23 protein-coding genes are annotated in these 25,601 nt (G+C 72.7%); 12 read left to right on the top strand and 11 right to left on the bottom strand.

All coding sequences use genetic code 11. The annotated features are described in order from the left end of the window. Positions 1–23: 23 nt before the first annotated feature. On the top strand, positions 24–1,550 hold the full coding sequence (locus tag ACZ4QV_RS37255) for a glutamate-cysteine ligase family protein (protein WP_361159397.1): 1,527 nt from the start codon (positions 24–26) through the stop codon (positions 1,548–1,550). 396 nt (positions 1,551–1,946) lie between these two features. Beyond that, positions 1,947–2,738, top strand: coding sequence for a CPBP family intramembrane glutamic endopeptidase (locus ACZ4QV_RS37260; protein ID WP_361159429.1), 792 nt, complete (start codon positions 1,947–1,949; stop codon positions 2,736–2,738). A 79-nt stretch (positions 2,739–2,817) separates the two neighbouring features. Here the strand turns inward: ACZ4QV_RS37260 and ACZ4QV_RS37265 are convergent, their stop codons facing one another. Together ACZ4QV_RS37265 and ACZ4QV_RS37270 are read right to left on the bottom strand one after the other, a co-directional pair. Next, positions 2,818–3,642 carry a PhzF family phenazine biosynthesis protein gene (locus tag ACZ4QV_RS37265; protein WP_361159395.1) on the bottom strand — a complete coding sequence of 275 codons (825 nt, stop codon included), beginning with the start codon at positions 3,640–3,642 and terminating at the stop codon, positions 2,818–2,820. A 209-nt stretch (positions 3,643–3,851) separates the two neighbouring features. Then, positions 3,852–4,655, bottom strand: coding sequence for an aminotransferase class IV family protein (locus ACZ4QV_RS37270; RefSeq protein ID WP_361617818.1), 804 nt, complete (start codon positions 4,653–4,655; stop codon positions 3,852–3,854). 158 nt (positions 4,656–4,813) lie between these two features. Between ACZ4QV_RS37270 and ACZ4QV_RS37275 the strand changes: the two genes are divergently transcribed. Together ACZ4QV_RS37275 and ACZ4QV_RS37280 are read left to right on the top strand one after the other, a co-directional pair. After that, positions 4,814–5,161: a MerR family transcriptional regulator gene (locus tag ACZ4QV_RS37275; protein ID WP_361617816.1), complete on the top strand. Its 348-nt coding sequence runs from the start codon at positions 4,814–4,816 to the stop codon at positions 5,159–5,161. 641 nt (positions 5,162–5,802) lie between these two features. Continuing rightward, positions 5,803–6,360, top strand: a complete 558-nt coding sequence (locus tag ACZ4QV_RS37280; protein ID WP_361590625.1) for a DUF3291 domain-containing protein — start codon at positions 5,803–5,805, stop codon at positions 6,358–6,360. Positions 6,361–6,499: 139 nt separating this feature from the next. On the opposite strand, the gene ACZ4QV_RS37285 is transcribed toward ACZ4QV_RS37280, so the two are convergent. Then, the gene (locus ACZ4QV_RS37285; protein WP_361617814.1) at positions 6,500–7,111 is read right to left on the bottom strand and encodes a DinB family protein; all 612 of its coding nucleotides are present in this window, start codon (positions 7,109–7,111) and stop codon (positions 6,500–6,502) included. A gap of 278 nt (positions 7,112–7,389) precedes the next feature. Between ACZ4QV_RS37285 and ACZ4QV_RS37290 the strand changes: the two genes are divergently transcribed. The 4 genes from ACZ4QV_RS37290 (at position 7,390) to ACZ4QV_RS37305 (ending at position 11,351) form a co-directional block, all read left to right on the top strand. Beyond that, a complete protein-coding gene (locus ACZ4QV_RS37290; protein ID WP_361159382.1) occupies positions 7,390–7,989 on the top strand; it encodes a PadR family transcriptional regulator in 600 nt (199 codons plus the stop codon). A gap of 324 nt (positions 7,990–8,313) precedes the next feature. Then, on the top strand, positions 8,314–8,844 hold the full coding sequence (locus ACZ4QV_RS37295) for a Clp protease N-terminal domain-containing protein (protein WP_361617811.1): 531 nt from the start codon (positions 8,314–8,316) through the stop codon (positions 8,842–8,844). Positions 8,845–8,893: 49 nt separating this feature from the next. Continuing rightward, on the top strand, positions 8,894–10,156 hold the full coding sequence (locus ACZ4QV_RS37300; RefSeq protein WP_467764060.1) for an EamA family transporter: 1,263 nt from the start codon (positions 8,894–8,896) through the stop codon (positions 10,154–10,156). Positions 10,157–10,358: 202 nt separating this feature from the next. Next, entirely contained in the window at positions 10,359–11,351 is a 993-nt protein-coding gene (locus ACZ4QV_RS37305; protein WP_361159376.1) for a DMT family transporter, read from the top strand. A gap of 136 nt (positions 11,352–11,487) precedes the next feature. Here the strand turns inward: ACZ4QV_RS37305 and ACZ4QV_RS37310 are convergent, their stop codons facing one another. Beyond that, positions 11,488–12,129, bottom strand: coding sequence for an FMN-binding negative transcriptional regulator (locus ACZ4QV_RS37310; protein WP_467764061.1), 642 nt, complete (start codon positions 12,127–12,129; stop codon positions 11,488–11,490). A gap of 11 nt (positions 12,130–12,140) precedes the next feature. Continuing rightward, complete coding sequence (locus ACZ4QV_RS37315) at positions 12,141–12,815, bottom strand: pyridoxamine 5'-phosphate oxidase family protein (protein ID WP_467764062.1); 675 nt, start codon at positions 12,813–12,815, stop codon at positions 12,141–12,143. A gap of 35 nt (positions 12,816–12,850) precedes the next feature. Here ACZ4QV_RS37315 and ACZ4QV_RS37320 point away from each other — a divergent pair, with 35 nt between their 5' ends. Both ACZ4QV_RS37320 and ACZ4QV_RS37325 read left to right on the top strand, forming a co-directional pair. Further along, entirely contained in the window at positions 12,851–14,182 is a 1,332-nt protein-coding gene (locus tag ACZ4QV_RS37320) for an aminotransferase class I/II-fold pyridoxal phosphate-dependent enzyme (RefSeq protein ID WP_361159367.1), read from the top strand. A gap of 212 nt (positions 14,183–14,394) precedes the next feature. Beyond that, positions 14,395–14,958: a GNAT family N-acetyltransferase gene (locus ACZ4QV_RS37325; RefSeq protein WP_361159364.1), complete on the top strand. Its 564-nt coding sequence runs from the start codon at positions 14,395–14,397 to the stop codon at positions 14,956–14,958. On the opposite strand, the gene ACZ4QV_RS37330 is transcribed toward ACZ4QV_RS37325, so the two are convergent. Beyond that, entirely contained in the window at positions 14,955–15,980 is a 1,026-nt protein-coding gene (locus ACZ4QV_RS37330) for a DMT family transporter (protein WP_361590651.1), read from the bottom strand. The two genes, ACZ4QV_RS37325 and ACZ4QV_RS37330, sit on opposite strands and share 4 nt — an antisense overlap. Before the next feature lie 74 nt (positions 15,981–16,054). Here ACZ4QV_RS37330 and ACZ4QV_RS37335 point away from each other — a divergent pair, with 74 nt between their 5' ends. After that, positions 16,055–16,963: a LysR family transcriptional regulator gene (locus ACZ4QV_RS37335; protein ID WP_361159358.1), complete on the top strand. Its 909-nt coding sequence runs from the start codon at positions 16,055–16,057 to the stop codon at positions 16,961–16,963. A gap of 413 nt (positions 16,964–17,376) precedes the next feature. On the opposite strand, the gene ACZ4QV_RS37340 is transcribed toward ACZ4QV_RS37335, so the two are convergent. The 3 genes from ACZ4QV_RS37340 to ACZ4QV_RS37350 all read right to left on the bottom strand — a co-directional run bounded on the left by ACZ4QV_RS37340 (position 17,377) and on the right by ACZ4QV_RS37350 (position 21,312). Continuing rightward, a complete protein-coding gene (locus ACZ4QV_RS37340; protein ID WP_467764066.1) occupies positions 17,377–19,089 on the bottom strand; it encodes a carboxyl transferase domain-containing protein in 1,713 nt (570 codons plus the stop codon). A 115-nt stretch (positions 19,090–19,204) separates the two neighbouring features. Next, positions 19,205–20,659, bottom strand: a complete 1,455-nt coding sequence (locus tag ACZ4QV_RS37345; protein ID WP_361159355.1) for an acyl-CoA synthetase — start codon at positions 20,657–20,659, stop codon at positions 19,205–19,207. Between the two features lie 179 nt (positions 20,660–20,838). Further along, positions 20,839–21,312: a pyridoxamine 5'-phosphate oxidase family protein gene (locus ACZ4QV_RS37350; RefSeq protein WP_361159352.1), complete on the bottom strand. Its 474-nt coding sequence runs from the start codon at positions 21,310–21,312 to the stop codon at positions 20,839–20,841. 219 nt (positions 21,313–21,531) lie between these two features. Between ACZ4QV_RS37350 and ACZ4QV_RS37355 the strand changes: the two genes are divergently transcribed. Next, positions 21,532–22,245: a cysteine hydrolase family protein gene (locus ACZ4QV_RS37355; protein WP_361617788.1), complete on the top strand. Its 714-nt coding sequence runs from the start codon at positions 21,532–21,534 to the stop codon at positions 22,243–22,245. A 123-nt stretch (positions 22,246–22,368) separates the two neighbouring features. Here ACZ4QV_RS37355 and ACZ4QV_RS37360 read toward each other — a convergent pair whose 3' ends face one another. Both ACZ4QV_RS37360 and ACZ4QV_RS37365 read right to left on the bottom strand, forming a co-directional pair. Further along, positions 22,369–22,905, bottom strand: coding sequence for a Rieske (2Fe-2S) protein (locus tag ACZ4QV_RS37360; protein ID WP_361159346.1), 537 nt, complete (start codon positions 22,903–22,905; stop codon positions 22,369–22,371). A 121-nt stretch (positions 22,906–23,026) separates the two neighbouring features. Beyond that, complete coding sequence (locus tag ACZ4QV_RS37365) at positions 23,027–25,351, bottom strand: S9 family peptidase (protein WP_361617785.1); 2,325 nt, start codon at positions 25,349–25,351, stop codon at positions 23,027–23,029. Positions 25,352–25,601 lie beyond the last annotated feature (250 nt).

A 25,601-nucleotide genomic window follows, 5' to 3' on the forward strand; every position in this document is an offset into this window, starting at 1 on the left:
TCGACATGAGGAGGGACGCTCCGATGGGGGAGAAGGTTGCGGCGGGCGGCACCGGTCTCACCGACCGGCAACGCTATCGGAGAAAGCTGCACGAGTGCCTGACGGGATTGCAGAGGCTGCTGAACGACAAGCGGTTCGACCGTCCAAAGAACCTGATGGGGCTGGAGATCGAATTGAATCTCGCCGGTCCCGACGGTATGCCGCGCATGATGAACTCACAGGTCCTGGAGCGCATCGCGAGCCGCGATTTCCAGACCGAACTGGCCCAGTGCAACCTTGAAGTAAATATCCTTCCGCACCGGCTCTCCGGACGCGTCCTCGACCAGCTCGCCGAGGAACTGCGTACGGGCCTGGCCTATGCCGACCGCAAGGCCGCCGAGGTGGCCGCCCGTATCGTGATGATCGGCATTCTGCCGACCCTGGCCGCCGAGGACCTGGTCGCCTCCAACCTCTCGGAGATCGACCGTTACGTCCTGCTCAACGACCAGATGCGGGCCGCGCGCGGCGAGGACTTCGAGATCGACCTGGAGGGCGTCGAGCGGCTGGTCTCCTCCTCGGCCTCCATCGCGCCCGAGGCCGCGTGCACCTCGGTGCAACTGCACCTCCAGGTCACCCCGAACCGCTTCCCCGCCGTCTGGAACGCGGCTCAGGCCATCGCTGCCGTCCAGGTCGCGGTCGGCGCCAACTCGCCGTTCGTCTTCGGCCGCGAACTGTGGCGCGAATCGCGCCCGCCGGTCTTCCAGCAGGCCACCGACGTCCGGCCACCCGAGTTGCGGGCCCAGGGTGTGCGTCCGCGTACCTGGTTCGGGGAACGCTGGATCGACGCCCCGTACGACCTGTTCGAGGAGAACCTGCGGTTCTTCCCGCCCCTGCTGCCCATCCACGCGGACGAGGACCCCCTCGCCGTCCTGGACGAAGGCGGCATCCCGAGCCTGGCGGAACTGGTGCTGCACAACGGCACCGTCTACCGCTGGAACCGCCCGGTGTACGGCGTCGCGGACGGCGTCCCGCACCTCAGGGTCGAGAACCGCGTCCTGCCCGCGGGCCCCACCGTCACCGACGTCATCGCCAACACGGCCTTCTATTACGGACTGGTGCGGACGCTGGCCGAGGAGCCGCGGCCGGTGTGGGGCCGTATGCCGTTCGCCGCGGCCGCCGAGAACTTCGACACCGCGTGCCGCCGCGGCATCGACGCCGTACTGAAGTGGCCCCGCCCCGGCCGTTCCGGCGGCCTCGGCGAAGTCTCCGCCGTCCGCCTGGTACGCCAGGAACTGCTGCCCATGGCCGCGGCCGGCCTGGACGCCTGGGGCGTCGAGCCCGTCGACCGCGACCACTACCTCGGCGTGATCGAAGCGCGCTGCCGGCGCCGCGTCAACGGAGCGTCCTGGCAGGCCGCCGCGTACCACCACGCGCTGGGCCGCGGCCTCGACCGGGGCGCGGCGCTGGCGGCGATGACCCAGCGCTACAGCGAACTGATGCATTCGGGGGAGCCGGTGCACGCCTGGCCCGTCGAGTGGACCGCCGCGCCGGTGGCGGCGGGGCGGGGGTGAGCGGGCGGGGGCATTCGGCCTCGACGTTGCCAGGGCGGTGACCCGCGGCGACCATCATGGCGTCGGACCTGCCCGGAATCGTGCTGCGGTCCGCGAGGGCCGTGTGCCTTTCCGGCGGGCCCGACGCCCTACTCGTGCTGTGGAGGCAGGGGGCCGCTGCCGACGTGCTCCGGGCGGGCCGGGCGGCTTGCCGGGGCCGGCGTCGGGCAAGCTATGACGTTCTGGGTGTGACGTCTTCGTCGTGACGTCTTACGCGGTACGGATCTGGAGGCAGCTGTGCAGTCGGACGCGAGTCCCGTGACCGGTGCGGAATCCCCTGGCCGGAAGCGGCCGGGCCCGGGCGATGGGCGGGACGACGGCGGGGACGGCGGGCCGGGCGGGGGACAAGACGGGGAACTGAGCGGGCGTCCGGACAGGGGACTGGGCGGCGGGCTCTCGCTACGGATCCTGCGCGGCGAGACGGTGCTGGTCCTGGCGCTCTCGCTCGGCGCCAGCGGCGTCTCCGCGCTCATCAGCTTCATCGGGGCGCTGACCAGACCCGGCGGCCTCAAGGACCAGGCCGCGATGCTGAACTCCTCGCACGCGCCGGGACGCCCGTGGCTCGACCTCGCCTGGCAGCTGTTCGGTATCGCCACCGCGCTCGTCCCCGTCGCGCTGGTGGCGCATCTGCTGATCAGGGAGCGGGTCGGCGGCCTCCGGGCGGTGGGCCTCGACGGGCGCAGGCCCGGATTCGACATGAGCCGCGGCGTCGGCGTGGCGGCGGTCATCGGAGGCAGCGGTCTGCTGCTGTACCTCGGTGCGCGGGCGGCCGGCTTCAACCTGACGGTGGTGCCGGAGGGGCTGCCCGACGTGTGGTGGAAGTTCCCGGTGCTGATCGCGTCGGCGGTGCAGAACGCCGTCGTCGAGGAGGTCATCGTCGTCGGCTATCTGCTGCGGCGGCTGGGGCAGCTGCGGTGGACCCCGGTGGCCGCGTTGGTGGCGAGTGCGCTGCTGCGCGGCTCGTACCACCTCTACCAGGGCATCGGCGGGTTCGTCGGGAACATGGTCATGGGCGTGATCTTCGTCCTGCTGTACCGGCGCTGGGGGCGCGTCGGCCCGCTGGTCGCCGCGCACGCGTTGATCGACATCGTGGCGTTCCTCGGATACGCGCTGCTGGCGGGCAAGGTGGGGTGGCTGCCTACGGTGTGACGGGCGAGGTGGGAGGGATGGTGGGGGCGGGACCCGCCCGGATGTCCGGATGTACGGCCGGGCCCGCCCGTGACCCGGTTCAGGGCGCGGTGAGCAGTTCGCCGTCGATGACGGTGACGGCCGAGCCGGTGAGCAGCGTACGGTCGTCGCGCAGTGCGGTCCGTACGAGACCGGTGCGGCGGGCGGGGCCCTGGAGGCCGGTGAGTTCGTCGCGGCCCAGCCTGGCCGACCAGAACGGCGCCAGCGCGGTGTGCGCGCTGCCCGTCACCGGGTCCTCGTCGATGCCCACGGCCGGGAAGAAGCAGCGGCTGACGAAGTCGTAACCGCTGTCGGAAGCTTCGGCCGCCGCGGTGGCGATCACTCCGCGGCCGCCGGGCGAGGCGAGGGTCCGCAGGTCCGGCTCCAGGGCCCGTACGGCCTTCTCGTCGGCCAGTTCGACGAGGAGGTCGCCGAGATTCTCGCCGGTGTCGTACGCACCGCGGATCTCCACACCCAGCGACGCGGCGACGGCCGGCGGCACCTCGACCGCCCTCAGCGGGGCCGTCGGGAAGTCCATGGTGACCGCGCCGCTGTCGTCGGCCGTCGTGGTCAGCACCCCGCTGCGGGTGGTGAAGCGGACCGTGCCGGTGGCGGTCCCGGTGGTGTGCAGGACGTGTGCGGTGGCCAAGGTGGCGTGACCGCACATGTTCACCTCGGCGGCCGGGGTGAGCCAGCGCAGCGCCCAGTCGGCGGCACCGCCCGCGGGCAGCGGGTGGGCGAAGGCGGTCTCGGAGAGGTTGACCTCGGCGGCGACCCGCTGGAGCCAGGCGTCGTCGGGAAAGCCGCCGGCGTCGAACAGGACGACGCCGGCGGGGTTGCCGCCGAAGGGGCGGTCGGTGAAGGCGTCAACGATACGAATCCTCATGGCCTGGAGCTTAGAAGTCCACCTCTCGCGCGACCAAGGCCAATCGGATGTAAGTGGACCGATTTTCGCCCGCGCTGCCACCCCAGCGGTACAAGTGGACGCATACGTAGGTGAGGTGGAGGGAGCCAGTAGGGAGGAGCCCAGGGCCCTGGTGACCGGAACGCGATCACTCGCCCCCGTCCCCCTCCCTTGCGTGTCTTCTCCCCGGTTCAAGGCGCGACGAGCGGCTCGGCCTCGTACGCGCGGCGCAGAAGCGCCAGGAAGCCGGGGGCGTCCGGCAAGGGAACCGGGCCGATCCGGTGTACGGCCACGCCCGGCGTCCACGAGTTCATGACCACCCCGCCGGCCAGCGCGGGCAGGTCGGCGACAGTGACCTCCTGGACCCGCTGGGGGACACCGAGCCCGTCCAACTGCCGCCGGACGATGCCCATCGTGGTGCCGCCCAGCATCCCGGCCTCGGGCCACACCACCGCAGAGCCGTCCCAGAAGGCGAGGTTCCAGATGGACGCCTCGCTGAGCCGGCCGCGGCGATCGACGAAGGCGGCGTCGTCGAAACCCTGCCCCACGGCCTCCCGGAGGAAGTACGTCTTGCCCACCTCGCCCACGTGCTTCACGGCCGGGAGGGTCCTCTCGTGCTCGACCACGGCCAGCGACAACGGCCCTTGCGGCCCGGTCGCGGCCGGGCCCGTACGGACCAGCACCTCGGGCTCCACCTCGGCCCCCGCCACGGTGAATTCGCCCGCCGGCGAGTACACGGTGGCCGTCAGCGACAGGTCGGCCGGCCCCGCCTCCAGCGCCGCCCTCAGAAAACCCCGTATCCGGTCGTCGGCAATCGCCCGGCCGAACATCTTCTCCGAGGCGGTCCGCAGCCGCTCCAGGTGGAGGTTGAGGCCCCGGACCCGGCCCCCGCGCACCTGCATGGCGGTGAAGTGGGCGTAGCCCGCGAAGGCGAGCGGCGTCAAGTCCCCGGCCGTCGCCGCCCGGCCGCCACGTTGAACAACAAAAGAGGGCATGGCTTCACTCCACCTCGTACGGGAACAGGGACGGCGGCAGCGGCCCGTAGTCCGGATCATGGACGGCGGGCGCGGAATGTTCGTTCCGTGGGGGAGGTTAAGGCTTCACACCAGTGAGAAGGTCAATCGCGAAGGGGCGGGGCAGTGGGGCGGGGCACATGCTGATCGGGGAATTGTCCCGGCGGACCGGGGTCAGCACGCGGCTGCTGCGGTATTACGAGGCGCAGGGCCTGCTGACCACAGAGCGCGGCCCGAACGGCTACCGCTGCTACGGCGACGGCACGGAGCTCACCGTGCGTCAGGTCCGCGCTCTTCTGGACGCGGGACTGACCACCGAGGTGATCCGCGCTGTGCTGCCGTGCGCCCGGGGCGAGCAGCCGGAGATCGAGATGTGCGTGGACGTTCGGGCCATCCTGAACCGGGTACTCGCGGACACCGACGAACGCATCGGCGACCTCCAGCGCAGCCGTAGCGCTCTCGCGGGTTACTTGGCGGCGAAGCCCTGACCCGTGGGTCGCCGGCGGAGCGGCGCTTCCCGGTGCCTGACGGGGACCGGGGACGCGCGGGGCCGGTCACGGTGCTGTGACACCTGCGGCAATCCGGGAGGTCGTACGGATGCGGACGCGGAGACGGATGCAGTGGCGTACGCGCTGTCCCCTTTCCGAGCGGACGGCCAGGCATCTCCGCCGGTCACGTTGGGCCTTCGTCGCCTTCTTCCTGCTGGAACTGACCGCTTTTGCACTGGCCCTGACAGAAGAGCAGCCGAACGCCTGGACCCTGACATGGACAGGCGCCGGCACGGCCTACTTCTCTCTCATGTTCCTTCTGGTTCACCGGCTCCTGCGTAAGGACAGCAGGTCACGAGCGTCACGGGAGGGCTGACGCCGGCCCGAGGGCCGTGGTCGAGCAATTCCCCCCGCAAGGCCCCGCGCGAAGGCCACTTGAGCAGGGAAAACGCAACTTCGACAGAGCCCGCGGAGGCAGCTACCTTCACCTGGTCCTCGGCGATCGCCCACGGTCGCACCAGAGTTCCTCCAGGCTGAGCCACCCGTGACGGGACGAGTCGGCACGCCTGTACGCATCCCCGCCCGATGCGTAAGCCACCGATCCGGGTCCACGCCGGCCGCCCTCCACCAGGGAGAGAAGCATGCCCCATCTTGCTCTGTACACCTTCGGCGTCCTGAAGTCCCCTCTCGCCGATCCCGCACCTCTCACGCACGAGTTCTACGACCTGGGTGCGGCCGTCTACCAGAAGATCAGTCAGCACCCCGGATACCTCGCGCGTGCCGAGCCGGCGGGCAGTGACCGGGGCATGCTCTTCGGGGCGGACTGGGGCGCGTGGGGAGAGTTCGCCGTACCGACCTGGTACGGCAAGGGCCGTACGGTGGAAACCACCGCCCTGTCCGCGACCCTCTCGCTCTGGACCGACCTGCGCTCCGCCTTCGACGCCATCTACACCGGTCTGCACCGTGCGGCGCTGAACAGGCGCTACGACTGGTTCGAGAGGACAGGACACCCGAATCACGTGTTCTGGTGGGTCTCCGAAGGCGCGGTACCCACCTGGCAGGACGGGGTTTCCAGGCTGGAGTACCTCCACGACCACGACCCCGCGCCGCACGCCTTCACCTTCCACCACTCCTTCGCCCCGGACGGAACTCCGACCAGGAACAACGGCACCGGGCCGAAGAGCGACCAGGTTCGCTGACAAGCAAGTCTGAACGCCTCGGGTCGCCGTCGAACCTTTCGGTCGGGTGACGGCTTGTACGAGACTGACCTGTGCCAGTGATCGCTGATCGATTGCCACCGAAGGATGATCAACGCTAGTTGGTGCCACCACAGGTTGATCATTCGGTATACAGGCACGCGGGGGACGTGGTGGGGGCACCTGTCGGTGTGGTCCGGTGCGGTACGGCTTTGTCCTGCCGGCGGTAGAGGTCGCGCAACAGGGAAATCCCGGCGCCGTGATGGATCAGCTCCCTGTTGACGTGCAGGACCCTGTTCTCCATGGGAAACCGCTCGGGACCCACCGTGGGCGGATCGTCCAGGTCGGCGTCCGAGAGCTTGCGGACCCCCGTGTTCCATCTCCCATACATCTCATCGAGCTGTTTCAGCGCCTCGTCGGCGGTCCCCGCGTAGGTGAATGTCTGGGAGACGACGTCCTGACCGCCGAAGTACCAGCCGACCCGATAGCCCAGGCACGAGACGATGATGTGCGCCAGCCGCCAGGCAATCGTGGTCACCGGCGCTGGCACCGGGGCAGGGGACGCGGAGTCCGTCGTCCATTCCCCCGAGCCTTCCGACATCGGCACGGCCGACGTGCCACGTGGGCGGATGCTCCAGCAGCCGCGCACCGGCTCCCAGAAGTACTCCTCGTCGGTAAGACCGTCCAGCCGTGGCCGCAGGTTCTTGCGCCAGTACCAGTCCAACTGCTCCGCGAGCCGTTCGCTTCGTGTCATCGCCGCACACTACAGACCCGTCGAGCAGAATGATCGTCGCCGTCTGCGGTCGTCCTCCACTGTCACAAACCCCGCAGGCAGTCATCCCTAATTGGCACAGAGGTCAATTGATCGCCCTTCGCCGACAATCGATCAACACCCACTGACGCAGGTCAGAGACTCGCTGAGCTCGGGCGTTGCCATCCGAACAGTTCCGATATATCGTTGAAGCATCGCGAACGATCAAAGTGATGTCGCGATTGGTCAAAGATGCAACCACGAGAAGGAAGGAGCGCCTTATGCGTTCCCATGGACACGAGCACCACGGACACGGTCGACGCGGTGGCCGCGGAGACTACGAGGGGCGGTTCGAGGAGCGGCGAGCTGCGTTCGGGCCGTTCGGGCCGCCTTTCGGTGGGCCGTCGTTCGGTGGTCGGGGCCGCGGCGGGCCGCGTGGCCGGGCGCGGCGCGGTGACGTACGCGCCTCGATCCTGGCCCTGCTGAAGGACCGGCCGATGCACGGTTACGAGATGATCCAGGAGATCGCCGAGCGCAGTGGCGGAGCCTGGAAGCCGAGCCCCGGCTCGGTGTACCCCACCCTCCAGCTCCTGGAGGACGAGGGGCTGATCAGCAGCGCGAGCGAGGGCGGCAAGAAGCTCTTCTCGCTGACCGAGGCCGGACGCGCGGAGGTGGAGAACGTCGCCGACGCTCCCTGGGAGGAGGCCGGCCGAGGCGTCGACTGGGAAGCCATGAACGAGATCCGCAAGGCGGGTGGCGGCCTGGTCGAGGCGTTCCGGCAGGTGTGGGCCACCGGCACACCCGAGCAGCGGGAGAAGGCCATCTCGGTGGTCAACAAGGCCCGCAAGGAGCTGTACCTGATCCTCGCCGAGGACGAGTGAGGCGCTCGCCGTCGCACGCGTGGAGTTGAGGCGCGACGATGACGGGTGAGTTCGGCAGGGGCCGTGACCGGGGGACCGGGGCACGGCCCCTTTTGCGTCCGGGCGGGGTTACGGGGGGCGGGTGCGGGGGCCGGAGTGGGGTAGGACCGGTGTTCGCCCGGCGGTTTGCGGTGGTGGTGTGCGTCCCACTCGGTCTCGGGGATAGCGCGTCGTCTCTCCTTCGCAAGGATGAGATTCCGGAAAGGCGTGCCCAACCGTGGGCGGATGCGCAAATGCTTCCCGCCGGGGATGTTCCGGGCGCCAGCGGCTGGTGGGGTGGGGACTGTGCAAAACCGTACTGCGTACAACAGTGGAGGGAGCTCGCCCCGCGAGGACCTCGAAACGCGGCTCACCGTGGAGCTCGCGTCGGTGGTCTCCGCTGCCCGCAGGCGTGCCACGCGGGACGGTGACCGGCAGGTGGACACGGCCCACCTGCTGCACGGACTTCTGGAGTCGGACCCGTCGGTGCGGGCGACGTTCGACGGCGGGGCGCAGGTCGCCCGGCTGCTCGGCTATCTCGTCCAGCGCAGCATCGGGTACGGCCTCCAGTGGCACGGCACCGTCGAGGATTCCGGCGCGGTGCCGATGGTGACCGACGGAGCCGTACCGGGCTGGTCGCCCGCCGCGGCCGCCGCCCTGGACGGCGCACTCGACCGCGCGCACGCCCGGTACGCGACCCATGCCGCCTGCCTCGACCTGCTCGCGGCCCTCGTGGACGACCCGGAGTCGCGTGCGGTCGAGGTGCTGCGCCGGGCCTCGGTCGACACGGAACGGCTGGCTGCCCGGCTGGACGGGGAGCGCTCCGGCCAGGAATGACAGGCGTAACGGGGGTGACGCTGCTGACGGCTCCTGTCATGATGTGCCGATGCGCGCGTCTACGGGGAGTGGAGCGGCCCTGGGGGCCGGCGGGAACCCGGGAAAGCCGGGGAAGGCAGGGGAGCCGGGGGCTTCGCGGACTCCGGGAGGGCCGAGGGGGGCCCGGGGCGCGGAACGTCCGGACCGCGGCGGCCCGACCGGCCGGAGCCGGGGCGCCGGGCTCACTCTGGCGCTGATCTCCGCGTTCGCCTTCGGCGGTTCGGGTGTGGCCGCCAAACCCCTGATCACGGCCGGCCTCGACCCCCTGCACGTCACCTGGCTGCGGGTCGCGGGCGCCGCCCTCGTCATGCTGCCCGTCGCCTGGCGCCACCGGCGGCTGGCGCTGCGCCGCCCCGCCCTCCTCCTGGGCTTCGGTCTGCTCGCCGTCGCCGGTGTCCAGGCGTGCTACTTCGCGGCGCTCTCGCGCATCCCGGTGGGGGTCGCGCTGCTCATCGAGTACCTCGCACCCGCGCTGGTGCTCGGCTGGGTGCGCTTCGTCCAGCGGAAGCCGGTCACGCGGGCCGCGGCGGTCGGTGTCGTCCTGGCGGTCGGCGGGCTGGCCTGTGTGGTGGAGGTGTGGTCCGGTCTCCGTCTCGACCCGGTCGGACTCGCGCTGGCGCTCGGCGCCGCCTGCTGCCAGGTCGGTTACTTCGTACTCTCCGATCACGGGAGCGACGGCGCGGACGCGGCGGACCCGCTGGGCGTGATCGCGTACGGGCTGCTGATCGGCGCGGCCGTGCTGACCGTGGTCGCGCGCCCCTGGGAGATGGACTGGCCGGTGCTCGGCGGCAGCGCCTATCTGGACGGGGCCCGGGTGCCCGCCGCACTGCTGCTCGTGTGGATCGTGCTGGTGGCCACCGTGCTGGCGTACGTCACCGGTGTCCTGTCGGTGCGCAGGCTGTCCCCGCAGGTGGCGGGGGTGGTGGCGTGTCTGGAGGCGGTGATCGCGACCGTACTGGCGTGGGTGCTGCTCGGCGAGCACCTCACCGCGCCGCAGGTGGTGGGTGGACTGGTCGTCCTGGCCGGTGCGTTCGTCGCGCAGTCGGCGACCCCGAAGGCGGGTCGGACGGACGCGAGGGGCGGGGGAGGCGCGGCGCCTGTACGGGCGGGCGGAGCCCCGACGAGTGGGGACGCACCATGCCGGATCGCGTCGGGCGAGACCCCATCCGGCGGGGAAGCACCGGGTGGGGCCGACGCGGATGCGGCCGTCGAGGGCGGCACCTCGGGCTTCGGAGGCGGCCGGGGCTTGTCGGCCGGCCGGCGCACCTCCTAAGGTGCCGATCATGCGAAGGACTGTGCTGCCCCCTCCCGCCGCGTAGCGCGGGCGGCGGTCTCCGAGCGAGAACCCGCCCCGGGCCCGGCGCGACCCGAAGGACGTGCCCCGCCCCGGGCCGGTCGCCGCTGCCCGTACACGGGACCACGCGACCATTCCACGGCGCTCGGCGCCGTCCCGGACCTCCCGGAGAAGCACAGCCATGCATGGTGTCTCTTCCCCTGCCCTGCCCGTGGGCCGGGGCCTGTTGTACGTGACCGTCGCCGCGACCGCCTGGGGCACAGCGGGCGCGGCCGCCTCCCTCCTCTACGGCAGTAGCGGCCTCGGCCCTCTCGCCCTCACTTTCTGGCGCACCGTCGGTGGCCTTCTCCTGCTGTCGGCCGTACGGGCGGTCCTGCGCCGCCGGGTGGTGCGCGTGCCCGATTCCGTCGTGCGTCCGAAGGAGCCGCTGCGGCGCCGCCTCGTACGGACGGCCGCCACCGGGATCGCGCTGGCGGTCTTCCAGGCCGCGTACTTCGCGGCGGTGGAGAGCACGGGACTGGCCGTCGGCACCGTGGTGACCATGGGAGCAGGGCCCGTCCTCATCGCGCTCGGCGCGCGGCTGACCATGGGCGAACGGCTCGGTGCCGGAGGGGTCCTGGCGGTCCTGGGCGCGCTGTCCGGACTGGCCGTACTGGTTCTCGCAGGAGGCGCTTCCGGTACGGTACGGCCCTCCGGGGTTGCCCTGGCGCTGCTGTCCGCCGCGGGCTGCGCCGTGCTGACGCTGACGGCCCGCCGTCTGGGGCAGGCCGGTGACGCCGCCGATCCGTACGGTTCCACGATCAGCGCCTTCGCCGTCGGAGCAGGATGCCTGCTGCCGTTCGCCGCGGCCGAAGGACTGTGGCCGCAGGCGCACGAACTGGGCCGCAGCCTCTGGCTCATGGGCTACATCGCCGCCGTACCGACGGCCCTCGGCTACGGCCTGTACTTCGCGGGCCTGGCGGCCGTGCGGGCGGCCACGGCGTCGGTGATCTCGCTGGTCGAACCGGTGTCCGCGGCGGGGATCGCGGTGCTCTTCCTGGGTGAGGAACTGACGGCGGGCACGGCCGTCGGTACGTGCGTGCTGCTCGCGGCCGTCGCGGGACTGGCCGCGGCCGAGGCGCGGGGAGCGGTGGCGGCCCGTACGGGCAGGGCGGGGACGGCGATGGTGCGCTGATCGGCTCAGATGGGCCGGGCCGGCTCGGGGCGGCCCGGCCCACGGCCTCCGCCATCGGTCGCCCGCCGCCGCCCGCCCCCGGACACCCGGCCAGGTGTCGGGCACAGGACGTCAGCCGTGGTGGGCCGCCGGACTGTCAGTTGCGGTCGGCCGCCAGCCGCCGTAGCTGGTGGGTGCGGGCCTGGGCGTCACGGGGCGCGGCCCGTTCGGCCAGGCGCTCCGTGATGCGCCGCTGCACGGTCTCGCTCCGTTTGCCCGCGTACTTGAACTTGGCCCGTACGTCCGTGACTTCCAGCCGTAGCCCCCGGATGCCGGGCAACTGGCGTCCGTACGGCGGGCCGTCCGCGGTGACCGGCGCCGAGCCGCCCTCGGGCTGGAAGTGCCCCAGCTGCCGAGCCAGCAGCGCGGCCTTCTCCTGCGGGTCGTCGACGACGTGCGCCGTGCAGGTGAGCTGGACGGCGGCGTAGAAGCTGGTGGGGACGCCGTGCTCCGGCGGGTCCTCCTCGGCGGCCTGCCACGGCCCCGGTATGAACACGTAGTCGTCCACGACACTGAGCAGGACGGCCGGGGCGGTCTCCAGCGCCCGCCATATCGGGTTGGGGCGGGCCAGGTGGGTGACGGCCTCGCGGCGGGCCGGGTCGTAGGCGAAGTGCAGGGGCTGGACGAGGGGCGGGGAGCCGGGCGGTCCGTTGACGGCGAGCTGGCCGAAGTCGTGGCCGGCCAGCCAGTCCTGCCACTCGGCGTCGTCGGTGGGCGCGTCCCAGGGGTGGATCAGCATGCGCTCCTCCTTCAGCGGGCCGAGAGGTAGGCGGGCTCGGGGATGCCCGGGTCGAGGTCGTCGGCCGGGACGGGGGCCCCGTACCGGGGGGCGACCGGCAGAACGCCGCTCCAGTGGGGGAGTGGCAGGTCGGCGGGCTCGTCGTTGGGGCCGCCGGTGCGGATCTTGGCGGAGACCTCGTCCAGGTCGAGGCGGATGACGGCGGTGGCGGCCAGCTCCTTGGCGTTGGCCGGCCGGGAGTCGGCGGCCCGGCCGGGCACGACCTGGTCGACCAGTGCGTCGAGCGCGGCGGTCTTCTCGTCGTGCTCGGTGACCTGGTGGGCGATGCCGTGCACGACGACGCTGCGGTAGTTGATCGAGTGGTGGAAGGCGGACTTGGCCAGCACCAGGCCGTCGACGTGGGTGACGGTGACGCACACGGGCAGGCCGGGGCCGTCTGTCTCGCCGGCCATGCGGAGCGGACGGGAACCGGTCGAGCCGTGCAGGTAGAGGCGCTGGCCGACCCGGCCGTAGAGCGTGGGCAGGACGACGGGGGCGCCGTCGCGGACGAAACCGAGGTGGCACAGGTAGCCGGCGTCGAGGATGGCGTGCACGGTCTCGTGGTCGTAGGTGGCGCGCTCGCGGGCACGGGTCGGCACGGTGCGCTCCGTCCGGGTGAAGGACAGCTCCTTGGGCGCCTGGGGCATTGCGGACTCCATTGCACTAGTGCATAATGTGTTTTGTGCTAGGAGAGTATCGGATCGAAGGGCGGCGCGCATCGGAAATTGCCGCCAGTGTCGAGCGAGCCGTCGGTGCGGGCGAGCTCCAACCGGGTGAAGTCCTGCCCCCCATGCGGGAGTTGGCTGTCTATCTGGAGGTCAATCCCAACACGGTGGCGTCCGCGTACCGGACACTGCGGGACCGCGGAGTGATCGAGACCGCGGGCCGCCGCGGCAGCCGGGTGCGCCCGCGGCCGGTCAGTACGGTCCGCGAGGCGGCGCTGGGGCCCGTGCCGCCCGGTGTGCGCGACGCGGCCGCCGGGAATCCCGACCCCGCGCTGCTGCCCGCTCTCGGGCAGGCACTGGCCGCGGCCGCCGCCCGCAGTGCGGAGCGCCCCACGCTGTACGGGGCCCCCGCCGTCGGCACGGAGCTGGAGCGGATGGCCCGCGCCGCCTTCGAGGCGGACGGGGTGCCGGGCGGGTCGATCGCCGTCACCTCCGGGGCGCTGGACGCGATGGAGCGGGTGCTCGGTGTGCATCTGCGTCCTGGTGACACGGTCGCGGTCGAGGACCCGGGCTGGGGGAGCCTGCTGGACCTGATCCCCGGCCTCGGGCTGCGGGCCGTTCCGGTCGCGGTGGACGACGAAGGGCCGCTGCCCGAGCAGGTCGGCCGGGCGGTGCGCGACGGCGCCAGGGCCCTGGTCGTCACGGACCGGGCGCAGAATCCGACGGGTGCCGTGCTCAGTGCCGCCCGGTCCCGGGAGTTGCGCGAGGTGCTGGCGGACCATCGGGACGTGCTGCTGGTGGAGGACGATCACGGCCACGACATCGTCGACCTCCCGCTGCATCCGCTCGCAGGCGCCACGGACCACTGGGCGCTGGTCCGCTCCACGGCCAAGGCGTACGGCCCCGACCTGCGGCTCGCCGTGCTGACCGGGGATGCCGTGACGGTGGACCGGGTGCGCGGGCGCCAGCGGATCGGGCCCGGCTGGGTGAGCCACCTCTTGCAGGACGCGGTGGTGCACCTGTGGCGTACGGGAGCGGTCGACCCGAAGGCCGTCGCGGACGCGTACGGCCGACGCCGGACCACGTTGATCGACGCCTTGGCGGCCCGCGGCATCCGGGCGCGGGGGCGCAGTGGGATGAACGTATGGATCCCGGTGCCCGACGAAACCGGCGTGGTCGCCCGGCTGTTGCACGCGGGCTGGGCCGTCGCGCCCGGGGCGCGCTTCCGTATGGACTCACCGCCCGGCATACGCGTCACCATCGCGGGCCTCACGGAGGAGGAACTGCTGAGCCTGGCGGACGTCGTCGCTTCCGCCGTCGAACGGAAGGAGGCGCGCCGTTACGACTGAAGCGGGCGCGGGAGCGTGGGTGCCGCGGCCGAGGGGAGCCACGAGGGCCGGCCGGCGGGACACCGCATCCTGGCAGGTGCCCGCGGGCCGGCTGACTGACTTGCCGGCTGACTGACTTGCCGGCTGACTGACTGGGCGACTGGTTGCTGCGCCGATCGGCTGACTGGCCGACTGGCTGTATGAGGGGGAACGGTGCTGGTTACGATCGCACGATGCCTGATCAGAGCTTCCTTGTTTGTGGTCCGCGGGTGGCTGTCCGGCGGATCTCCGTCCAGGACCGTGCGGAGATCGCGGTCCTCGACCGCGAGAGCGCCGCGCTGCACCACCCGTGGGTCCCCGCGCGGGACACCACGGAGGAGGCGTTCCGCGCGTACGTCGCCAAGTTCGACCAGCCGGCCCATGAGGGCTTCGTGGTGTGCCTCCGGGAGAGCGGTGCGATCGTCGGCGGCGTCAACATCAACAACATCGTGCGGGGCGGCATCCAGAGCGGAGCCCTCGGTTACGTCGCCTACGCGTCCACCACCGGGCACGGCTATATGACCGAGGGGGTCCGCCTCGTCATCCGGTACGCCTTCACCGAGCTGGGCCTGCACCGGCTGGAAGCCAACATCCAGCCCGGCAACGCCCCCTCCGCCCGGCTCGTCGAGCGGCTGGGCTTCCGGCTGGAGGGCTGCTCCCCGCGCTTCCAGTACGTGGACGGCGCGTGGCGCGACCACGAACGGTGGGCGCTGACGGCCGAGATGACCGAACACGCCGCCGGGTCGGGCCCTCGCTAAGTGGTGCGGCGGGTGCGGCTCCGGGTCAGCGCGGCACCTGCCAGAATGATCAGCGCGCCGACGGGAGTGTTCCAGCTGAGCTGCTCGCCGAGCAGGGCGACGCCGGCCGCGGTGGCGATTACGGGGACGAAGTAGGTGACCATCTGAGCGGTGGTGGGTCCCACCTCCGCCACCAGCCCGTACTGCAGCAGGAAGGCGACCCCGGTGCCCAGGGCGCCGAGCGCGACGACGGCGAGGAGGGGGACGACAGGGTAGGCGGCCGGGGCCGAGGTGAAGAGCGCGGCCACCAGGCCGGCCTGGGCCGTGGCGAGGAGCATCTGGGTGCCGGAGAGCGCGACGTTGGAGACCTTGGTGCCGGCCAGGGTGCGCCGGACGTAGATCCAGCCGATGGGGTAGCTCAGCGATGCTCCCAGAGCCATCGCGGTGCCCGTCGGATCCGTTCCGGAGAACCCCTGCCAGGCACCGAGCACGGTCAGTACGCCCAGGAAACCGAGGCCGAGCCCCGCGACGCGACGGCGGGTGGGCCGGTCCTCGGAGAGGGCGACCAGGGAGAGAGCCATACCCCACAGCGGGGAGCTGGCGTTGCAGATGCCCGCCAGGGTGGAGGGGATGGTCAACTCGGCGTAGGCGAAGAGGGAGAAGGGGAGGGCGTTGAGGAAGAAGGCGGCGACCGTCAGATGACCCCACGTCCGCGCGGAGCCGGGCAGCCGCTCCCGCTTGGCGACCAGTACGGCGACGAGCACCGCCGAACCGAACGCCAGTCGGCCGAAGGTGACGTGCAGAGGTGCGTACCCCTGTGTGCCGACCTTGATGAACAGGAAGCTGAATCCCCAGACCAGGCTCAGGATGCCGAACCGCAGGCGCCAGTCGAGGGTGCGGCGTGCCCCACCCCGGGGCGCGGCGGAGTGACCTGAGGTGGTGGAGCGGGGCGGGAGTGAGGGTGGGGGCGTTTCGGTGGGTCCGGGAGCGGTGGGGTTCGTCTCGGCTGGGTGGGCTCCGGAACGGGCGGCGGCGGTGCTCATGGGGCTACGATGCGGCTCGGTGATCTTGTAGCACAAGCGAGTTTTCGTGGGGTGTATCGCTTAGCATTGCTTAGATGTTGAACCTTGATCGCTTGCGGACGCTGAGTGCGGTGGCCCGGCACGGCTCGGTGAGTGCGGCGGCGGACGGGCTGCATGTGACCACCTCCGCCGTCTCCCAGCAGCTCGCCAAGCTGGAGCGGGAGACGGGCCAGCAGCTCCTGGCCAAGAACGGCCGCGGCGTGCGGCTGACCGACGCCGGCCGGCTGCTGGCCGACCATGCCGTACGGATCCTCTCGCAGGTCGAGCTGGCCCAGGCGGAGCTGGAGGCGCACCGCGGTCAGGCCGTCGGTGAGCTGCGGCTCGGCGCCTTCCCTACCGCGGCACGTGGACTGTTTCCCGCCGCGCTGGCCGGGCTCCGTACCGCGCACCCCCAACTCCGCCCGTTGCTGCGGGAGATGGAGCCGGAAGCCTCGGTGCGGTGCGTGGTGCGCGGCGACATCGACCTGGGTGTCGTGCTGGACTGGCACAATCGGCCGCTCTCGCTGCCCGAAGGCCTGGCGAAGGTGCCGATCCTGAACGACCCGGCCGATGTCGCCATGCCGGCCGACCACCCGCTGGCGCACCGCGACTCGGTCGAACTGGCGGAGCTGGCCGATGACGAGTGGGTCTCCTGGCCGCAGGGCGAGTTCTGCCACGACTGGCTGATGTTCACCCTGCGCGGCCAGGGGATCGAGCCGCGCATCGCGCACATGGTGGAGGAGCACCACACCCAACTGGCGCTGATCGGAGCCGGGCTGGGGGTCGCGGTGGCGCCCCGGCTGGGGCGGGGGCCGGTGCCGGATGGTGTGCGCGTGGTGCCCGTACGCCACACGATGCGGCGGCACGTCTACGCGATCTGGCGTGCCGACGCCGACCGGAGGCCGTCCATCCGTGCCGCGGTCGCCGCGTTGCGCGCGGCGGGCGAGGAGATCGAAGGGCGCTGAAGGTTCGGGAGCGGCCCGGTAGAGGCGGGGTAGCGGCGTCGACCCTCGAAGGGCTCGACGCGGCGGCCCGCAAGGGCACGCACGGCGGTCGGCCACCCGTCATCACCGAGGACATGCCGCACGCCGTGCTGCGGCGCCGGGCGAACGGCGAGTCCGTCGAGCAGATCCAGCCCGACCTGATCATCCCCACCGGCAAGCGCGAGGGCCAGACACCCGGCGTCGCCAGCATCTACCGCGCGCTCGCCGAACACGAGAAGAAAGAGGCGTACCCCGAGGCGATCGAGGCCGCGCACGCCGAGGTCGCCGACCTCCAGGACGCCGACGACATCCCCCGCGTCCGCCGAGTCCGCATCCGGCGGTCGGACGCCCCGGGGCCTCCATGCGGGCAGGGCGATGCAAGGGCCGCCGTCGCGTCACCGGGATGGGGGAGGCGGGACGATACCCTGGATCAATCCCAGGTCAAGCAAGTCCTGGGGACGTATCCGGAGTTGGTCGGCCGTGCCGCGTACCGCGTCCGCGTCGCGCTTGAGGATGGCGGCGGCGGCTTCCGGGGCGATGACGGAGAAGTAGCTGTCCGGCGTCGCCCACAGCCGGCCCGGTGCGGCCAGCGCCAGCGCCCCGCCGGATCCGCCTTCCCCGATCAGCAGCGAGGTGACGGGCGTACGGACCGAGGCCAGCGCGGTGAAGACGTCCGCGATGGCGGCGCCCGCGCCGGCCCGCTCCGCAGCCGCGTCGTTGGCCGCGCCCGGGGTGTCGATGAGGGTGAGCACCGGTATGCCGAGCCGGTCCGCCAGCCGGATCAGCCGGGCGGCCGTACGGAATCCCGCAGGGCGCACGGCCGTGCCGCACTGGGCGGCGAACGCGATCGTGCGCCCGTCGCGTCGGCCGAATCCGCAGCGTATGCCCGGGTCGGTGCCGCCGCAGCGGTCGCCGCTGATCTCCTCGCGCCAGTCGAAGTACGCCTCCAGATACGCCACGGCACGCGGGCGCCGCACATCGCGGGCCGAACGCACCGCCTCCCATCCGGACCCGGGGAGCCCGGCGGTGCCGAGTGCGTACGGGGGCGGGGCGGCCGCTGTGGTGGGGGAAGCTACGGAGGGGGCGACTCCGGCTGGGTCTGCGGTGGCGGGGGCCGTTTCGGCGGGGGCCGCTTGGGCCGGGGCCGTGGCGGCGGGGGCCGGTCCGGCGGGAACCGACTCGGTCGGGGTTGGTCCGGTAGGGGCCGCTCCGGCCGGGGCTGCTCCGGCGGCCACGTCCTGGTCCGCTGACGTGCCCGCCGTCACGTCCGGCGCGGTGCCCGCCGTCACGTCCGCTGTCGTGTCCGGCGTGGCGCCCGGCGTCACGTTCGCCGTCAGGTGCGGCGCCGCGTCCGGCGCCGCACCCGCCGCCGATGCCCCGTCGCATCCTGGCGACAGCAGCCGCAGCCAGCGGCCGAGGGCCGCGCGCACTTCGTCCGGCGGGACGACCGCGTCGGCCTGTCCGGCCGCCACCTCGCCCTCGGCGCTGTACGCATACGGGTCGGCGTCCGCCGGGCGCACGCGTGAGCCCGCGAAGCCGACCTGCGCGCCCGGCAGCGCGAGCACGACGTCCGCGCCCGCGCCGAGCGTCGCCCAGCCGCCGCCGGTCGTCGGATCGCGGAGGACGGCGATCTGGGGGAGGCCCGCCGCCCGGTTCAGCGCGGACCGGCCGGCCACCCGCTGGAGCTGAGTCAGGGCCCGCATACCCTCCTGCATCCGGCTGCCGCCCGTGGCGATCAGCGTCACGACCGGCAGGCGCAGCTCGCGGGCGCGGTCCCAGGCGGCCACCAGCCGATCACCCGTACGCTCCCCGAGGGACCCGCCGAGGAAGCCGAACTCGAAGGAGACCAGGACGGTCTCCACACCGGCGACTCGGGCGGTGCCGCAGACCACGGACTCGCTCTCACCGGTCCGTTCCCGCGCCCGCTGCCGCGCGGAGCCGTAACCGTCCCAGTCGAGCGGCCCGTCGTCGTAGGGCACGACTGCCGCCGGACCGTCCGACGTCCCGGCGGCGCCACCGGCGCCCGAACCCGAGTCCGAACCCGAGCCCGGCTGCGGCTCCGCCTCCGGTGCGGGAAACTCCGCGAAGTCGGCCGTCACCACGGCGATCGCCTCGCGTGCGGACCAGCGCGGCGACGGACCGGCGGGTACGGGCCGCCCGCGCGTGTCCCCGCTGCCGACCGAAGCGCCACCCGCGTCGCCGGAACCGCTCCCCGGCTCCTCGCTACGCACGGAGGTCCCGTTTCAGTACCTTGCCCATGTCGTTGCGGGGCAGGGCTTCGAGGAAACGGACCACGCGCGGGCGCTTGTGGGGTGCAAGCTGCCGGGCCACGTGGTCGATCAGCTCGGTGTCGGACGGTACGGCGGCGCCCTCGGCCGCCGGCGCCGGCACGATCCAGGCGACGATGCGCTCGCCCAGGTCCTCGTCCGGCTCGCCCGTCACGGCGGCCTCGCCGACGCCCGGGTGCTCCAGCAGGGCGTTCTCGATCTCGCCCGCGCCGATCTTGTAGCCGCCGCTCTTGATGAGGTCGGTGGCCTTGCGGCCCACGATGCGGTAGTTCCCCGCCGCGTCGCGGGTGGCCATGTCGCCGGTACGGAACCAGCCGCCGTCGAAGGCCGCGGCCGTGGCGTCCGGGCGGTTGAGGTACTCGACGAACAGGTTGGGGCCGCGGACCTGGATCTCGCCGACCGTCTCGCCGTCGCTCGCCTCGACGGCCCGGCCGGACTCGTCGACGAGCCGGACGTACACACCGGGCAGCGGTACGCCGACGCTGCCGGGCGCGGGCTCGCCGTCGGCCCGCACGCTCGTGTTCATCAGCGTCTCGGTCATGCCGTACCGCTCGATGACCCGGCACCCGGCGGCCGCGGCGAGCCGCTCGTGGTCGGCGCGCGGCAGTGCCGCCGAGCCGGACACCAGGAGGCGGGCCCGGCCCAGGGCCTTGGCGAGCGCGGGGTTCTCGCCCGCTTCGACGGCCAGGCGGTGGTACATCGTCGGTACGCCGAACAGCATCGTGCCGTCAGCGGTCAGCTCCCGGACGACGCCCTCGGTGCTGAACCGGCCCAGGTGGTGCACGCTGCCGCCGCGCCGCAGCGGCCCGAGGACGCCCAGCACGAGGCCGTGCACGTGGAACAGCGGCAGACCGTGCACGAGGACGTCGTCGGCGGTCCACTGCCACACCTCCGCCAGCGCGTCCAGCGTGTGCGCGAGCGCCCGGCGGGGGAGCACGACGCCCTTGGGCGGGCCCGTCGTGCCGGAGGTGTAGACGACGAGAGCGGCGGACTCGGCGCCCGGCTCGTACGGGAGGGGCGGAACCTCCTCGTCGTCGGTGGTGGGGACGACGTCGAGGCGGGGCAGGGCGGCCAGCGCACCGGGGAGCTCGGCGTCCGGCTCGGCCAGGACGAGCGTCGGCCCGCTGTCCGACACGATGTGCGCCAGCTCGCTCTCCCCGATCTTCGGGTTGACGGGCACCGCGGGCACCCCGGCGAGCAGCGCGGCCACCACCGCGACCGCGGTCTCCAGGGTGGGCGTGGCCCAGACGGCCACCCGGATCTCGCCGTCGAGGCGCTCGGCGAGCCGGCCCGCGACCGCGGCCAACTGGCGGTAACTGAGCGCCCGCTCGCCGAAGCGCAGCGCGGGCTGCGGCGACGCGTCGCTCAGCGCCGGAAAGAGCACGTTCACCAGGTCTCCCTCGTTCTGTTCGTCGCACGTCGGTGCCGCCCCGGACCTGCTGGAACGGGCCGACCACACCACTGTGTCAGAGACCACCGACAACGCGATCGGGCGGCGCCGCGTGGGAGTGCGACCGGGCCGCCGTACCAGGGTGCACCGGGGCGCGGCGGGCGTCCGGCGCGGTCCGCTCACCCCGGCATCTTGCGGAAGTCCCAGGACACGACGGCTTCCGGGACCAGCCGCAGCCAGGCGTGCCGGCCGTCGTGCGGCATCCGTTCCAGGCCGAGTCCGCCGAAGTACTTGGCGGAGAACAACCGCTCCGGCACGTCCAGTTCCGCGCAGGCATCACCCGTTCGCGGTACTTCGCCGACGAAAGCCGCGCTACCGGTCAGCTCCACCCCGCGCAGCTCCCCGTAGTCGTGCCCGTCGTCGACGACCACCGCGATCCGCGGATTTTCGCGCAGCTGGGCCCAGCGCTTGCTGCGGGTGATCGAGTACAGCCAGAGGGCCGTGCCGTCCCAGGCGAACCAGAGGGCACCGACGTGCGGCGTGCCGTCCGCGCCCACGGTGGCCACCCGGCACGTGCGCTGCTCCGTCAGGAAGGTGTCCCGTTCGTGCGGCGTCATCATGATGCGGCGTCCACGCCGCTGTGTGCCGGTCATCCGTCGTCCACCTCCGCCGTACGGCTGACTGGGTGTCAGAATCAGGTGCCAGGAATCATCCGGCCTCTTCCGTGCCGGCGCAATGGCGGCTACGCTCGCGCGGCTCGGCGAGGCGCCGTGCCGGCCCCGCGCCGCCGCGGTACGACGGCACGGCTTCGGCTTGCGACGACCGCCTTACGACCGCCTTGCGAAGACCGCCCCCCGGGAAGGGACGAGACGATGGCATCGGGTGCCCGCCTCCTGGCAGAGACCGATCCGGCGACGACGGCCCTGCTCACCGTCGAGTGCCAGCGCGGCGTCGTCGGGCCGGACGGCGCGCTGCCGGAACTGGCCGAGGCGGCCCGCGCGTCCGGGGCCCTCGTCCGGGTGGCGCGGCTGGTCGGGGCCGCGCACGACGTCGGCGTACAGGTGCTGCACGCCGTCGCCGAGCGCCGCCCGGACGGCCGGGGCGCCAACCGCAACGCGCGCCTGTTCGCCGCAGCCGAGCGGCTGCCCGTACAGCAGGTCGTCGGGACGACCGCGGTACGGGTCGCCGAGCCGGTGCCCGTCTCCGAGGACGACCTGATCGTCCGCAGGCTGCACGGGCTGTCGCCACTCGCCGGTACGGACGTGGACCCGCTGCTGCGCAATCTCGGGTGCCGCACCCTCGTCATCGTCGGGGTGTCGGCGAACGTGGCGATCCCGAACGCCGTCTTCGACGCGGTCAACCTCGGGTACACGGCGGTGGTGCCCGCCGACGCCATCGCCGGCGTGCCGGCCGACTACACCGCGGCGATGGTCCGGCACACCCTCGCTCTCGTCGCCACCGTCACCACCACCGGTGACCTGCTCGCCTGCTGGAGCGGGACACGGAGCCGGACGCCCGGCCCCCGAACGCCCGGCCCCCGAACCCCCGGCTCTCGGACGCCCGGCCCCCGGACCGTGGCCGAGTGACCGCCTGACGGGCGCGGCCACCGGGCCCGCCACCGAGCCGACCGGCGGACCCACTGCGGACGTACCGCCGGACCCGCCACCGGGCCCGCCGCCAAGCCCGACCACCGCCCCCGGACCACCCGGTCACCCCAGCTTGATCGAGTCGCCTTCCACACTCACCTTCGCCGCGACGAGCCCCTGAGTGGCGGGCCCCTTGCGTACGCTGCCGTCGTCGATGGCGTAGGTGCTGCCGTGGCAGGGACAGTTGATCGTGCCGTCCGCCACCTCGTTCACCAGGCACCCCTGATGCCGGCAGACCGCCGAGAACGCCTTGAACTCGCCCTTGGCGGGCTGGGTCACCACGACCTTGCGGTCCTTGAAGACCTTGCCGCCGCCCTCGGGGATGTCCGCGGTCCTGGCCAGCACGCCCCCGGCGGCGCCGGTGCCCGCGCTCCCCGGATCCTTGCCGCCGGGCTCCGTGTCGCCGTTCTTCGACCCGTCACCCCCGGCGCTCCCCGAGGTGTCGGGCGGTGCGGACGAGGCGCTGTCGCCGTACCCGTCCGAGCCGTTCCCACAGGCCGCGAGCGCGGCGGCCAGTCCTGCCGCGCCGGCCGCCGCGACGACCGTACGGCGTGTCGTCCGCGCGTCCGTGCGCCGCCCTGTCGATGTCTGCCGAGTCATGGGGTGCCTCCAACTGTCGGTGGCCCAGGGGCCGCCGGGTGCCGTGATCGGTGCGTGTCACGTGGCGCGTGCGTCCCCTGGGCGTTGTGGAAGTTCCATACGGGCGGGCGGGCGCGCGCGTTCAGCTTCTGTCGAGTGCCGAGCGGAGGAAATCACGTTCGAAGCGCAGCAGGTTCTCGTTGACCGCCGCGTCGGCGGGCGCGTGTCCCGCTCCGGGCAGCGGCAGCACGCTGTGCTGCCGGCCGGCGGACAGCAGTTCGGCGGAGAAGCGCAAGGTGTGGGCAGGGGCCACGTTGTCGTCCGCCAGCCCTTGGACGAGCAGCAGCGGACGGCGCAGCAGGTGGCCGTGGCCCACCAGGGAGGAACGGGTGTAGTGGTCCGGTGTCTCCTGGGGGTGGCCGAGGTAACGTTCCTTCCAGTGGGTGTCGTACAGCCGCTGGTCCGTGGGCGGGGCACCGGCGACCGCCGCGTGGAACACGTCGGGACGGTGCAGGACGGCAGCGGCGGCCAGGAAGCCGCCGAACGACCAGCCGCGGATCGCCACTCGTGACAGATCCAGGTCCGCGAAGCGCGCGGCGGCAGCGTGCAGCGCGTCGGTCTGGTCCTCCAGGGCGGGGGTGAGCTGATCGCCGTGGACGGCCTTCTCCCAGGCCGGGCCCCGGCCGGGGGTGCCGCGGCCGTCCGCGACCAGTACGGCGAAGCCCTCCTCGGCGAACCACTGCGCCACACAGGCGGACCAGGTGCGGGCCCGTACGGCGAGCTGGATGCCCGGGCCTCCGTACGGGGAGAGGAGCACCGGCAGTGTGCCCGTACCGGGCTCGTGCCAGGAGGGCAGATACAGCGCACCGCGCACCTCCCGCCGCCCCAGGAGGAGGTGCTCCGGGCGCGGGGTGACGACCGGCTCCTCACCGAGCGAGGCGATGGTCCCGACGGCCCCGACGGCCCCGACGGCCCCGACGGCCCCGACGGCCCCGCTGGTCCTGACGGCCCTGGTGGTTCCGGCGGTCCCGGCAGCCCGGGCGGCCCCGACCGCTGCCTCCGGCCCGGAGCCCCGCACCTCGACGACCGGTCCCTCCGGTGTGAGCCCGCTGAGGACCACCGTGCCGCCCCCGGCGGCGGCCGTGAAGAGCCCAGGCCCATTGCTCAACCGGGTCAGGCCGTCCGCCGGGGCCCACCGCCACACATGCACCTCCGTCGGCTCCTCGTCGGCGGTGAACCACACCTGCTCGCCTTCCACGGCGACGACCTCCCGCACCTGTAGTCCGGGTGGCGTCACGGTGGTGCGGCCGACGTTCAGGTGGCGGGTGCCGGGCGTGTCCTCGGGCAGGACCAGGGCCCCCGATGCCGTACGGGCCGGGGTGCCGGGCACGATCTCGGTCCAGGCGGGGTCGGTGCGTTCGTACAGCGTCCGGGTCGCGCCGGTGCCGGGGTCGACCGCCAGAGTGCGCAGCGTCCGCTGATCGCGGGTCTGTACGCCGATGAGCGGCCCGTGGCCGTCCCACCGGGCGCTGACGAGGTAGACGTACGCGGCCCGGTCCCACGCCACCTCGACACGCCGTTCCCCGGTGGCGGCCACCGGCACGATGTGGAGCGACACCTCCGCGTTGGCCGTCCCGGCCGAGGGGTAGGCCATCGCGCGCGGCGGCCGTTCGGGGTGCGCCGGATCGCTGATGTAGCGCCGTTCCACGCCGGACGTGTCCACCCTGGCCACCAGGAGGTGACGGCTGTCCGGGGCCCACCAGTAGCCGCGCGAGCGGCCCATCGATTCGGCGGCCACGTACTCGGGCAGGCCGTAGGTGACGTCCGGCCCTTCGGTGGCCGCCAGTTGCCGGTCCTTTCCGTGCTCCAGGGTGACGACGTGCAGCGATCCATCGGTCACGTACGCCACCAGCCGCCCGTCCGGAGAGGGCCGGGGGTCGACGACCGGCCCGGCGGTCCGTACGCGGACGGGGGCGCCTTCGTCCGTACACACCACCCACAGTGCGCCCGAGAGCGCGCAGGCCACCACGCGCGCCGCCGCGTCGGTCGCATACCCCACGACACCGGTGGAATGCTCCCGTGCCCGCTCGCGCCGGGCCCGCTCGGCCTCGGGTAGCTGCGCCTCTTCCGTCTCTGCGGTCTTTTCGGACTCTGTGGCCGGGGCGGCTCCCAGCGCCACCGGATCGATCAGCACCCGCTCCGCACCGCCCTCGTACACCCACAGCCGGCCCACGGAGTCGCTGCCCCCGCCCGTACGGACGAAGAGCACACGGCGGCCGTCGGGGGAGACGCCGAACTGACGCGGCACGCCGAGGGAGAAGCGCCGGGTCCGGGCGAATTGCCCGGGGAAGGCGGCGGCGTCGCGGACGCGTGCGGCGGAATGGCGGTCGCATGCGGGGGAGTTGTGTTCGGCGGATGTCTCGGAAGTGACACCGGGCGAACGGAAGGAGTCATCAGCGGGAGTCATGACGGGACTCTGGCATCACGCCGTCCCGGCTTCCACCGCCTGACGGCACGCGGACATGACGAAGCCCCGCGGACGGGGGAACCGCGGGGCTTCGTTCGACAAGTGTACATGTGTTCAGGTGTTATGTCTCTTCTGTAGGGCTTGTGGACTCCGCGTCACGGTGCCTCTGCGGTCTGTGTCCTTCCGCGCTTCGAGGGCGTGCGCATCACTGTTCCGGGCGGGACCAGGTGCGCCCTCCGGGCTGCTCCCG

The sequence above is a fragment of the Streptomyces sp. NPDC026394 genome (assembly GCF_055567735.1).